At 41.3% G+C, this 12,448-nt stretch carries 9 protein-coding genes and 1 riboswitch; all 9 genes read left to right on the top strand.

The window, feature by feature from the left end; genetic code table 11:
• Window positions 1-242 precede the first annotated feature (242 nt).
• Window positions 243-1,355, top strand: a complete 1,113-nt coding sequence (locus BUA79_RS03235; RefSeq protein ID WP_073992920.1) for an MGDG synthase family glycosyltransferase — start codon at window positions 243-245, stop codon at window positions 1,353-1,355.
• A gap of 22 nt (window positions 1,356-1,377) precedes the next feature.
• Window positions 1,378-2,778 carry an MFS transporter gene (locus BUA79_RS03240; protein ID WP_178138522.1) on the top strand — a complete coding sequence of 467 codons (1,401 nt, stop codon included), beginning with the start codon at window positions 1,378-1,380 and terminating at the stop codon, window positions 2,776-2,778.
• Between the two features lie 21 nt (window positions 2,779-2,799).
• Complete coding sequence (locus tag BUA79_RS03245; protein WP_073992921.1) at window positions 2,800-3,291, top strand: DUF2127 domain-containing protein; 492 nt, start codon at window positions 2,800-2,802, stop codon at window positions 3,289-3,291.
• A gap of 9 nt (window positions 3,292-3,300) precedes the next feature.
• On the top strand, window positions 3,301-4,782 hold the full coding sequence (locus BUA79_RS03250; protein WP_073992922.1) for a metallophosphoesterase family protein: 1,482 nt from the start codon (window positions 3,301-3,303) through the stop codon (window positions 4,780-4,782).
• Window positions 4,783-4,824: 42 nt separating this feature from the next.
• A complete protein-coding gene (locus BUA79_RS03255; RefSeq protein ID WP_073992923.1) occupies window positions 4,825-5,424 on the top strand; it encodes a TVP38/TMEM64 family protein in 600 nt (199 codons plus the stop codon).
• Window positions 5,425-5,450: 26 nt separating this feature from the next.
• Window positions 5,451-7,664, top strand: a complete 2,214-nt coding sequence (locus BUA79_RS03260; RefSeq protein ID WP_094757276.1) for a glycosyltransferase — start codon at window positions 5,451-5,453, stop codon at window positions 7,662-7,664.
• Window positions 7,657-8,334, top strand: coding sequence for a lysophospholipid acyltransferase family protein (locus BUA79_RS03265; protein ID WP_073992924.1), 678 nt, complete (start codon window positions 7,657-7,659; stop codon window positions 8,332-8,334). The genes BUA79_RS03260 and BUA79_RS03265 overlap by 8 nt, the downstream gene beginning before the upstream one ends.
• Before the next feature lie 34 nt (window positions 8,335-8,368).
• Window positions 8,369-8,459, top strand: a riboswitch (NiCo riboswitch).
• A gap of 102 nt (window positions 8,460-8,561) precedes the next feature.
• A complete protein-coding gene (locus tag BUA79_RS03270; protein ID WP_073992925.1) occupies window positions 8,562-11,099 on the top strand; it encodes a cation-translocating P-type ATPase in 2,538 nt (845 codons plus the stop codon).
• A 145-nt stretch (window positions 11,100-11,244) separates the two neighbouring features.
• Window positions 11,245-12,396, top strand: a complete 1,152-nt coding sequence (locus BUA79_RS03275; RefSeq protein WP_073992926.1) for a DUF362 domain-containing protein — start codon at window positions 11,245-11,247, stop codon at window positions 12,394-12,396.
• The last annotated feature ends 52 nt before the right edge of the window (window positions 12,397-12,448 follow it).

A 12,448-nucleotide genomic window follows, 5' to 3' on the forward strand; every position in this document is an offset into this window, starting at 1 on the left:
CTCATTAAAATCTCATTTAAGACGATTATAATCATTAAATAATATTTACGAAAGGCTGATTTGGAGATTACTCTCTTTTTTTTGTATTTGCTTAACAAAAAGACGAGAAATATTGGTATAATAACACCATGTGCATTATCCAGGTAATGCAGATGTTTGTGGTAAGGCCATCTCATATTTATATTAGCGCAAAATTTAGGATAAACGAATCATAGAAAAAATAAATTTATAGGAGTCATAACATGATAAAAAATTTATTGATTATTTCCTCAGACCATACCGGACATGGACATAAAAGCATAACGGAGGCATTGTGTGAAGAATTTGCACAATATGAAGATTTGAAAGTTCATATTTTTGATGGGTTTTCATTCGGAGGGAAGCCTTTGCTCCAAGTGGCAAAATCATATGGGCCAATTACCAGAAACGCCAAAGATCTATGGAAAATAATCTGGAAAATAACTCTGGCGCAGCCTTCATTAATTAACGATGCCATAGAAATAATCATAAAGGAAAATCTGTTAGAGGTGCTGGAGAAGGTAAAACCCGACATGATTCTAACGGTTCATCCGAATTTCAATGGTTCTGTACTGAATGTGCTGGAACACAACAACCTCAAGATTCCGTTCATCACCCTCCTGGCGGATTTGGTAAATATAACACCATTATGGGCTGATCCCAGAGCGGATTATGTTATTTGCCCTACCTTTGAAGCCAAAGAAGTATGCATGCGATTAAATGTGGAAGAGGAAAAGATAAAGGTTTTGGGATTCCCGGTGCGATCGAGGTTTTATAAGGATGAGGCGGGATCACAGGAAGAAAAGGAATATAAATCGGACAGACCTTTGAAATGCCTGGTCATGAGCGGGGGTGAAGGCTCTGGAAATATGAGCAGAATAGCTTCGATTCTCCTAGATAATTTTAATTGTACAGTAAAGATTGTCGCTGGTAAGAATATTGCAGCAAGAAGGAGACTGGAGAGTGCTTTGCTGGGGAAATATGGGAAAAGGGTTGAGATATATGGGTTTATCAATCATATTCAAGACCTAATGATGGATTCAGATATTGCCATTACAAGAGGAAGTCCTAATGTCATGATGGAGGCAGTATCCTGCAACGTCCCACTTGTAATTGTAGGTGCGTTACCTGGACAGGAGGAAGGAAATCCAGATTATGCTTTGAAAAATGATCTTGGAGTGGTTTGCAAAGATGAGGGAAATCTGCAAAAAGTGATCAGTGATTTGCTTTCTGATAATGCCAGGAAATTGAATCTAATAAAAAAATCTCAAAGACAGTATTCTAATCCTGATACAGCCAAGAACATAGTTGAGTTTATTCTGGGGTTGGAAATATAAAGGGAAAAACTATGGAGGTGTAATGGCATTCAATAGAAAAAAAATTAGAATAATATACACCATAAGTGTGTTTATAGGCTTGGCAGCCTTCGACAATATTGTTATCGGACTTTTTCCGCCGTTGTTTTCACTGATTGCAAAAGATTTCGATGTGCATGTTTCGGCTTTAGGATATGTATCAGCAGCCAATATACTGGTTACCTGTGTATCGTCTGTCTACTGGGGATATCTGGCTGGGAAAGGAAACCGTAAAAAATATATAATAATTGGTACGGTCATTTGGGCAGTATCGGTCTTTCTGACATCGTTTTCCAGAAACTATGCACAGCTTCTTGTTTTACAGATATTTACCGGGGTAGGCTTGGGGTGTATAGCGTCCATAGGATACAGCATATTAACCGATTATATACCTAACAGGTACAGAGGAATGCTTTTAAGTCTTTGGGGCATGTCGCAGGGTTTTGGCGGGATTGCAGGAGCATTGATGGCATCGTTGATAGCTTCTTCGACAAGCTGGAGAATTCCTTTTGAAATCGTAGGTGTGATCGGTTTTCTTCTTTTACCCTTATATTTGTTTGTAAGAGAACCGGATATGGGTGAATCGGAACCTGAATTGAAAGAACTCAAGGAAAAAGGACTTAATTATAACTACAAAATTGAAATTAAACAGCTGAATGGAATCATTTCAAAGCCTAGTAATATCTGGCTCCTTTTTCAGGGTTTTTTCATGAACATTGCAACGGGTACTCTGATCTGGCTTCCTACATTATATATATCTAAAATAGAGCATGCCGGATTCAGTGTCCAAACCGCTGTTATTGCCTCAGGATATCTTTTTGCCATGTTCCAGCTTGGAGGCCTTACATCTTCGTATTTCGGACATCTGGGCGATGTTTTCCAGCGCAGAACGTATAAGGGAAGAGCATATCTGGCTGCAATCGCTGTTTTTCTGGCCGCACCTGCATATATAGCGATGTTTATGATTCCGATGAAGAATTTATCACTGCCTGATAATGGCAATCAAATCATGGTATTGTTGCAGCTTTTGAAGGAAATAATCCTGAATCCGTGGCTTATGCTGATGTTCGTACTATCCTTTGTCGCAGCGGCAGCCCAGTCGGCCAATACCCCTAATTGGATGGCGCTCATAACGGAAGTAAACCTTCCGGAACACAGAGCCACGGTTTTCAGCCTGGCTAATCTCATAGGCGGTATTGGGAGGACAATTGGAAACGCAGGGGTAGGCATTGTTCTGGCATATGTGTCCGGTTTTACAAATGAACCAAATAATTATATAATTACATTAGTCTTATTCCAGGTAATTTTCGTCCCGGCAGCGCTGTGCTATCTAAAAATGGCCAGGTTCAATGTGATTGATATAAAAAGGGTCAGGTTTACGCTGCGACGAAGGGGTAGATCTTAATAATGAAGGGTGGCGGAGATTGTGAATAGATCGCCTGAAAAGATAAATGGTCTGGATATCGGCTTCTATGCAGGATTGGCCATCAAAGCTATAAATGCGCTGATTGAATTTGTCGGCGGTTTAATGATGATTGTTCTGAATCATGATTGGCTCAACAGGCTTATACGGCTTGTCGCCATTCCTGAATTAAGAGAAGATCCAAATGATTTTATAATGAATTACCTCGTAAGGTTAGGACAAAACCTTTCAATCAACTCACAGCATTCCGTTGCCATATACATGCTGCTGCATGGAATAACCAAGCTGATAGTAATATGGTTTCTGTGGAAGAAAAAAACGTGGGCATACCTTCCGGCGGTGGCCGTATTCGGACTTTTTATTGCTTACGAAATATACAGCTATGTACATACCCAGTCACCAATTATGGTTCCAATCATCATTATCGATGTGGCGATAATTGTTTTGATAATTTTAGAATACATACGGTTGAAAGCAGGAAAAGAAAAAAAGTGAGGTGTGACTATGAAAATGAAAAAAATCATCAACATAGCTATAATTACCTTATGCGTATGCCTTGCGGCCGGGATAGGTTCCTTTATATACAATACTGTGAGTTCGTATAAAATAAACAACGACTTTGCAAGCATCCCGCTTCAATTTAATCCGGACGATTCTTCATCAACCTATCAAATGGGAAATGCAGAAGTCACCGTTTATGGCGGTTTTATCAAAGGAATCCAAAAGGAAAAAAATGGATCAGAAAGCCTTGTCATTAGGGCGCTGTCACCTTTGCCGTCTTTGAAAATCAAGGGAAAGACAGCGCAAAATATCTCATTGAGACTTGAAAACATAAACCCTGATTATTATGCAGGCAGCATCATTGCGAACAATCTGCCGACTGCAAAGGTGACGGTCAATACCTTGCAGCTAAGTGTAGCATTGCATGCCGGTGAGAGTATCGACATCGAACCGGTAGAGCCGGCGGGAAAACATAAATATCTGATACTTGGGGATAACCGGGATGGATATGACATATTTGCACAGATTATTCAGCAGTCAAATGCATTAGAGCCTGTATTTGTTATCGATAATGGCGATCTTGTATTCAGCGGGAAAGCAAACCAGTACCGATTGTTCAATAAAACGGTGGGAAACCTCTCCACAACGCTTTGCACGACTCTGGGCAACCACGACATCCGAGGAAATGGGCGTAACACCTATACCATGTTGTATGGTCCTGCCTATTATTCTTTTGATTTCGCAGACAGTCATTTTGTGTTTTTGGATTCATCACCGGGATGGGCCCAAAAACAGGCGATATCAGACAAACAATATACCTGGCTGGAAAACGATTTGAAAAGGGCACAGGGTAAACGTATTTTTGTTATCAGTCATATACCGCCAAAGGATCCGCGAAGCGGCGTGACAAAAAATGAAATTCCAAATTACGTAAATGAGATTAAAAATAATGCGAGCTGGCTGGAGCAGAAATTAAATAACTACAGTATAAGCAAAAGCATGAATCACGGGTTTCAGGATCCGGTGGAGGCGGCTAAGTTTGAAAACCTGATGAGCACCTATCACGTGGATACGGTGTATCTGTCACATATCCACAGCTATATGGAGTACACCAGGGACGGCGTGCGTTATCTTATAACTGGAGGTGCAGGGGCAGAGCTTTTAACGGAAAACAGCTATTACCATTATATTATCGAAAATCTTGGTGATTCCAAGGCTGCGACAATCGTGGAGCTTCCTTCACCGGCGAACACCTATCTTGCGAGGTATGTGGCAACAGTACAGCTGTTTGCAAATGCGATGTACGAAGAGAATCCGGCTGCTGTTGTTCTGATAATTGCAGGCACTGTTATAATCCTGCTTTTATTGATCGTTAAAATCTATCTGTGGAAAAGAAAACCATTTAACACCCTGGGAAGATGGCTGCTTGATATCGGAAAATATGCAGTGAAACGGTTTAAGGAGCTGTTTGGAAATAAAAAATAACAGATTGCAATGAAAGCTGAATAAAAAAGGATGTGAGAAAAGATGGAGACGAAAAAACCGAAATATAATTTTATGAAATTCAGTTCATATATAGGCTTGGCAGCAGTCGGTATCTTTGTGTTTTACGGTTTTCGGACGGGAATGTTTTCTTCGGCTGAAAATTTCCACAAATTTATCGTCGGTTTTGGTGTGTGGTCAGCCTTAGTGTTTGTAATAATCCAGATTATTTCAGTTGTTGTCCCCCCGTTGCCCACATCAATCGGAGGTATTGCCGGTATTATTGCTTTCGGACCGTGGTTGGGATTTTTATATAGTTATATCGGTATCTGCATCGGCTCCGTTTTTGCGTTTATGCTTTCAAAGAGATTTGGGCAGAAATTCGTGAAAGGCATGGCTGGTGGGAAAGCCTATGACAAATATATAAGCTGGGCCGGGAGGGGAAAGAAGTTTGACAGAATGTTTGCTCTGGCTATTTTCTTTCCCGGAGCCCCGGATGATCTGTTATGCTATATTGCAGGCCTGACGGAAATGCACCTCAAAAAATTTATTTCAATAATTGTACTTGGAAAGCCGATGTCAATAGCCGTATATAGCCTGGGACTCACCACGGCTGCCCATTATATCTTTTCGTTGTTTAAATAAATGAAAATGTGGAAGAGGTATGGACATTGAGCAGAAATATGTTGAAAAATCTGATATACAGTGCATCGGTAATTCTTATCATCATCATATCCTATAAAGTATATCTGTCATTTCATGAATCGGATTTTAAAAACAGAAATTATGAAAATATTAAAATGATAAACAGCGGTGAAGAGGCAGGTGTATTTTCTTTTGCAGTAGAGGGATCGATTGAGAATTCAATAGATGTATTTCAAAATGAAATCATACAAAATATCAATTCGCACAAGGATATTGCCTTTAATATTTCGACCGGTGATGCGGTGCTTGACGGTTCCGAAGATAAATACAGGATATTGAATACTGCCTTAAAAGGACTTAACGTGCCATCCGTCATCGGTATAGGGAATTCCGAAATATCGGATGGAGGAGCAAGGCTGTTTTATAAACATTTCGGACCCTATTACTTTTCCTTTGTTTATGGAGGCAGTTATTTTATTTTCATTGATACAACCGGGACGACCGCGTTTGATCTGCAGGAATCCTGGCTATCTGATGAATTGATAAAAGCAGATGATTACAGTCATATTTTCGTGATTATGGACAAATCTCCTTTGAAACAGGATGCAATAAAAAATAAAGACTTTAGAACATTTCTTGTCGATAAATTTTCAGAGCATAAAGTGACTGGTGTGTTTACGAATGGAAATGCATTCGAGGAAAATATCGAGAAGGGTGTAACGTATTATTCCAGTGGCGGAGCCGGCGGACTGATGCTGAATGCTTCGGCAACAGGTGATTATCATTATCTGAAGGTGGATGTCACACCGGGTGGAGCAGTCGTAAAACCTGTTGATATTCTCACTGTTTCCAAAAATCCCTTCATAAAAATGATAGAGGGTATTTGGATTTATATTCATTCTGTTTTCTATGCACAATTTGTGAATTTATCGCTGGGGATTTTTGCAGTCTGGCTTATCTTTTTGATTATGTACAGAAAAGTTTCAAAAGACGTGAATTACTACAGGGATTTCAACCGTACTCATAAAAGCATTGATTTGAACAGAAAATTAAACATTGCTATGTTTACAAATAACTATCTGCCTTTTGTCGGAGGTGTGCCTGTCTCTGTCAACAGACTTGCCACAGCATTGCGTAAAAAAGGAAACAGGGTGGTTATATTTGCCCCCTATTACCCCGGTGCAGATGACAGCAACGATGATGTTGTTCGCTGTAAGCTTCTTCGCTATAAAAAAACGGACAAATTCAGCTTTGCAATTGCGAATATTTATTCGAAACAAATCAGTAAAGAATTCGACAAATATGATTTTGATGTCATTCATGTCCACCATCCATTTTGGATGGGTAAAAAAGGCCTGAAATTAGGAATCAAAAAAAATATTCCAGTAATTCTGACATACCATACGCGTCTGGAGATGTATGCGCAGAACATGCCTATTTTTAAATTGACATTTAAAAATATACTTTCACATGGCATGATCAAAAAATTTGCCCAAAAATGTGATGGCATCATAGCACCTACCGAATCGGCCAAAGAATACCTGGAAAATATTGGTGTAAGCAGGGAGAAACTTGTGATGCCGACGGGTGTGGATTCTGAATATTATGAAAACATAGACGAATGCACAATAAAAAGCATAAAAAAAACATATGCGCCAAATGGTGAAATGCTTCTATGTTCTGTATCAAGGCTGTCCTCTGAAAAGAATATCAGGTTTCTTATAAACGGATTGAAATATATAAAAGAAAACACTCCCTTAAAGTTTAAGTGCATTATTATCGGAGACGGGCCGGATCGTGGAGATTTACAGAGTCTTATAGATGAATATTCGTTAAAGGATTACGTTCTTTTGATTGGAACGGTCAATCAGAATGAAATACCGCGATATTATCTGGCATCGGATTTATTCGTCTTCAGTTCCCAGTCTGAAACCCAGGGAATGGTGCTTCTGGAAGCAATGTCAGGAAAATGTCCCGTTGTCTGTGTACGGTCAAGCGGAACGGATGATATGGTCAGAAATGGGTTCAATGGCTATAAGACATCCCCTGATATAACGGAATGGGCAGAAAAGGTAATGTACCTGATCGAAAATAGAGAAATTCTTGAAAAAATGAGCATGAATGCATTCAAATACTCAAAGGAATTTACGCTGGACAAAATGGCAGAGAATGTTTCTATGTTTTATAAAAAACTGATAAGTGTACATGAAAATGAGACCAGGGAGAACGAAAATGTTTAATGATATATTTGAAAAAACCGCGGTTACGGTTATGAAAAAGTATATTGAATTCGTATATAATACAAGTAATGTAAGGATATGTGGGAATAAAGACATTTTCAAAAAAAATTCAGAGGAAAGGGTGGTAGCTCTATTTTGGCATGGCGACAGTTACTGCCTTTACCCCGCACTGAGAGGATCCGACATGTACATTATTACAACAAAAGATAGAAGAGGAGACTACATCTCAGACATATGCAGCTATTTTGGCTACAAGACGATAAAGGTGCCCGATGCATCCGATGGAGGACAATATATATTCAAAATTGGAAAAACTATCGCAGAAGGAGATGTTTCTAACATTGCCATATCGGCTGACGGGCCGCTTGGCCCATATCATGTGCCGAAAGACTTTGCAATTGCCACGGCGGCTCTGACAAAAAGAAAGCTGCTCCCCATAACAATAGATGTGAGAAGAAAAATTGAGCTGAAGAAAAGGTGGGATGATTTTAAGATTCCCTTGCCGTTCAATGAAATAACAATTCATCTTAACGAACCAATTGAAGTTACCAGGGAAGACCGGAAAGAAAAATTTTCAACGCTGAAAAAAAACATCAGAATAATTATGGAAACCAAAAGGGAGACTGTTCAAGATCTGATTTACTTGACAAAACAGCAATCGAAATGGTAACATTTACGCATCTAGTTGCACTGCATATAAATCTACAGTACAAACTGAGCAGGCGATGAACTTTTGTATAAGTTCGTGGGGCTGGGCCGACAAGGCAGCAGGTGCATAAAACCTGTGGGACAGTAATATGTTCCACGGGTTTTTTTATACCTATTTTTTGGACATAGATGGATAATGCAATGCCATAGTGAAATCATTAAAAGTGAATGGAATGGGAGAAAACCAGTATGACAGAACAACAGACAAGTGGACTGAAGGGACTGACAACTTCAGAGGCGGCCAGTCTTCAGCAACAGTATGGCAAGAATGAGCTGGCAACAGAAAAGAAAGAGAATATCCTCCATAAAATCCTTAAAGTTGTATCCGAGCCGATGTTCTTACTGCTGATCATCGCGGCTGCAATCTATTTCATCTTAGGGGAACCCAGAGACGGAGCCATTATGTTCGTATTCGTTGTAGGGATTATCGGCATTGAAACAATCCAGGAATGGAAAACGGACCGGACATTAAAGGCACTGAGGGATTTGTCGGCTCCCCGAATCAGAGTCCTTCGTGATGGAGAGGAAAAGACAATCGACAGTTCAGACCTGGTCCCTGGAGATATTATGTACATTGCGGAGGGAGTCAAAATTCCTGCCGACGGATTTGTTTTAAGAGCCAGCACATTATGCGTGGATGAATCGTCGCTTACGGGGGAGTCACAGGGAGTCTGGAAGGTTACCCGGGACAAAAATACTGATGAAGCAGCTGAATATTGGCGGCGTGATTATTGTTACGCGGGAACGCTTGTCACACAAGGCACCGGGACTGTGCAGGTAGATAAAATAGGAATGTCCAGTGAGTATGGGAAGATTGGCAAAAATATTGCCATCGCGCCGGCCGGGGAAACCCCGCTCCAAAAACAGACGGGAAAACTGGTGAGATTCAGCGGAGGAATTGCTGCTGTTTTGTTTGCATTGGTGGGCGTTATTACATTTTTCAATATCCCGGATCATATGTTTAAAAGCAGGATTATTGAAAGCATCCTGTCAGGAATTACACTTGCCATGGCCATGATTCCCGAGGAGTTTCCGGTCATATTGACCGTGTTTTTGTCTATGGGAGCCTGGAGGCTGGCAAAAAAACAGTCCCTTGTCAGAAGACTGCCTTCGGTGGAAACTCTGGGCGCAGTTTCGGTTCTATGCGTGGATAAGACAGGAACAATAACGCTTAATAAAATGGCTGTCAGGGAAACCAGCAGCATTTCTGGTGATACAAAGCATCTGATAAAGATAATGGGGATGGGATGTAAATCCGATGCATATGACCCAATGGAAAAGGCCATGTTAGCTTATTGTGAGGAAAATGGCATTTCGAAGGAGACGCTCTTCGGAGGACAGCTTTTAAAAGAATATGCTTTTACGGATGCAACAAAAATGATGGGCAATGTATGGAAGACTGGGAACGAAATTCTGGTCGCTGCAAAAGGATCTCCTGAACACATCCTTTCTATATGCTGCATATCTCCTGAGGAAAGAAAAAAAGCGGAAGAAAAGCTTTATGAAATGTCCAGACAAGGCCTTCGGGTCATAGCTGTAGGGCAGATGGGGATTCGAAATGAAAACGATATTCCTGAGACGCTCCCGGAATGCAGTCTTGAACTTTTAGGCATGATCGGACTTGCTGATCCGCCAAGAGAATCGGTGAAGGAAGACATCAGGATATGCTCAGAGGCAGGTGTCCGGGTTGTGATGATTACAGGTGACAATGGAATTACTGCAAGCTCCATAGCAAGACAAATCAACATGAAAAACAGCGACAAGATAATTACCGGCGATGAACTTAACACGATGAATGATGAAGAACTCCGGGAAAGAGTGAAGGAAGTGAACGTCTTTTCTCGTGTTCTTCCTGAGCATAAAATGCGGATAGTCAAAGCCTTCAAGGATAACGGAGAAGTTGTCGCAATGACCGGGGACGGAGTCAATGATGCTCCCGCCTTAAAATATGCAGACATAGGTATAGCGATGGGAAAACGCGGTTCTGAGGTTTCGAGGGAAGCAGCAGATCTGATACTGCTGGATGACAACTTTTCAACAATTGTTGGCACCATAAAAGATGGAAGAAGGATTTACGACAACATTAAAAAAGCAGTAGGATATGTTTTTGCTATCCATATACCTATAGCGTTTGCTTCCCTGCTGGCGCCCATGATGGGGATAAGTCCTGCGAGTCTGCTGCTGCTGCCGCTGCATGTGGTATTACTCGAGCTCGTGATAGACCCGACCTGTTCCATTGTAATGGAGCGCCAGCCGGCGGAAAGTGACATTATGCAAAGACCGCCGCGAAATCCAAAGGAAAAACTTTTGACGCCAGCAATGCTGCTCAAGAGTGTAATGCAGGGAATGGCGATATTTGGAGCATCATTCGCCGTGTACTACTATTTCATCAGGCAATATCCAGGCAATGCACCCCTTGCGAGGACAATGGGATTGAGCATCATTTTGATTTCAAACATTCTGCTTGTGCAGGTAAATAGTTCGAACACAGAGTTTGCCTTCCAATCCTTCAAAAGACAGTGCAGGGACAGAGTGATGTGGGCAGTCATTATCGGCACGATAGCAGGACTTTTAATTATGATTTATACGCCACTGAACGGATTTCTGAAATTAGCACCCTTATCTGCCGGGCAGCTGCTCCTTACGGCATGCGTCTCCTGTGCAGCCGTATTGTGGTATGAGCTGGTCAAAGCAGGCAGAAATTGGGCAGCCAGAAATAGAAAATAAATTGTCGGAAAATATACGTTTTAGTTGTTGATATCAAGAGGATTGTGATACAATACTTGATGGCAACGCGATACGCCGGCATGATACAGAACCGGTGGTGTGGATGAGAGTTTAAAATTATCATCGGGAGTCATGGAAGACACCTATGAGGAAAAGCAAAGGGGCAGACATGGAAAAGGTATCAGTAGTTGAATGTAATTCGTATATCACAGAAGAGGTATGCAGCGCGGTTGCAGAGGCTGTCTACAGACTTGATTTTACCATACCAAGGAACAGTACGGTCCTGATTAAACCGAATATCATGTCACAAAACACTCCAAGACAGGGTACCATTACGCATTTTTCCCTTATCGAAGGTTTGTGCAGAATTTTGCAAGAACATGGCTGCACTATTATTATAGGAGAATCCATTTCCTTTTATCAGAAGGGAATGACCCGCAAAGCTTTTAAAACATCGGAGATAGATAAGGTGGCCGAAAAATATGGTGCAAAGTGCATAGCCTTTGAGGAGGAACCTCTTGTAAAGGTCGACACGGGACTCACCTGGATGAAGGAACTGTATTTGCCTGAAATCCTTTTGAAAGCCGATATGGTTATTAATGTATGCAAGTTGAAATCACATGGATCCCTTCGTCTTTCCGGAGCCGTGAAGAACATGTTCGGCTGTCTGCCGGGCGGATATAAGCAGAAAATACACACTTGGAGCCGGAATGAATTGGAGCTCGCTGATGTTTTTTTGGACATCAATGAAATCGTCAAACCGGCGTTGTCTATCATGGATGCTATTGACAGCCTGGACGGAGGTCCGAGCTCTCTGGGCAAACTGGTTGATACCTGCAGGATACTGGCCTCCACCAATGCCGCGGCCCTGGACGTGGTTGCGACAGAAATGATCGACTACAAAAACGAAGAATCCCCGATACTTGTGCAGGCTTTGAAAAGGGGCATGATAAAGAGTTTTGATGATATTGAGGTTCTTGGCGAGCCCAAGAAGGTGCTGTTTAAGAAGCCGGTAAAAGCCAATTTGGAAAAGCCGATAAACAAAAATTCCGCGCTCATTAAACATACCTATGTGGATCTTGAGATAAATCAGGAGAAATGCACTGGTTGCAAGAAATGTGTTCATGCCTGTCCGGTGGGGGCCATAGCCACAGAAGGGGACAAAGTGAAACTGGATCAGGAAAAATGCATCAGCTGTTATTACTGCCTGCATGTCTGTCCGGTGAATGCAATTCTCATCAAACCGACCATGATGAACCGTCTGATCCGGTTCGGACGTTTTTTAAGCGGACTTTAACCCTTACACTTTACTTGAAGCATAAATTTTGATATTATTTAATTAACGATAA

This window comes from Parasporobacterium paucivorans DSM 15970, assembly GCF_900141895.1.
Classification (GTDB): Bacteria; Bacillota; Clostridia; order Lachnospirales; family Lachnospiraceae; genus Parasporobacterium; species Parasporobacterium paucivorans.

Excerpts from the sequence above, each read along its gene's own strand:
- BUA79_RS03235 (WP_073992920.1), top strand. The coding sequence starts at position 243 with ATGATAAAAAATTTATTGATTATTTCCTCAGACCATACCGGACATGGA.
- BUA79_RS03275 (WP_073992926.1), top strand. The coding sequence starts at position 11,245 with ATGAGGAAAAGCAAAGGGGCAGACATGGAAAAGGTATCAGTAGTTGAA.
- BUA79_RS03270 (WP_073992925.1), top strand. The coding sequence starts at position 8,562 with ATGACAGAACAACAGACAAGTGGACTGAAGGGACTGACAACTTCAGAG.
- BUA79_RS03240 (WP_178138522.1), top strand. The coding sequence starts at position 1,378 with ATGGCATTCAATAGAAAAAAAATTAGAATAATATACACCATAAGTGTG.
- BUA79_RS03250 (WP_073992922.1), top strand. The coding sequence starts at position 3,301 with ATGAAAATGAAAAAAATCATCAACATAGCTATAATTACCTTATGCGTA.
- BUA79_RS03255 (WP_073992923.1), top strand. The coding sequence starts at position 4,825 with ATGGAGACGAAAAAACCGAAATATAATTTTATGAAATTCAGTTCATAT.
- BUA79_RS03265 (WP_073992924.1), top strand. The coding sequence starts at position 7,657 with ATGTTTAATGATATATTTGAAAAAACCGCGGTTACGGTTATGAAAAAG.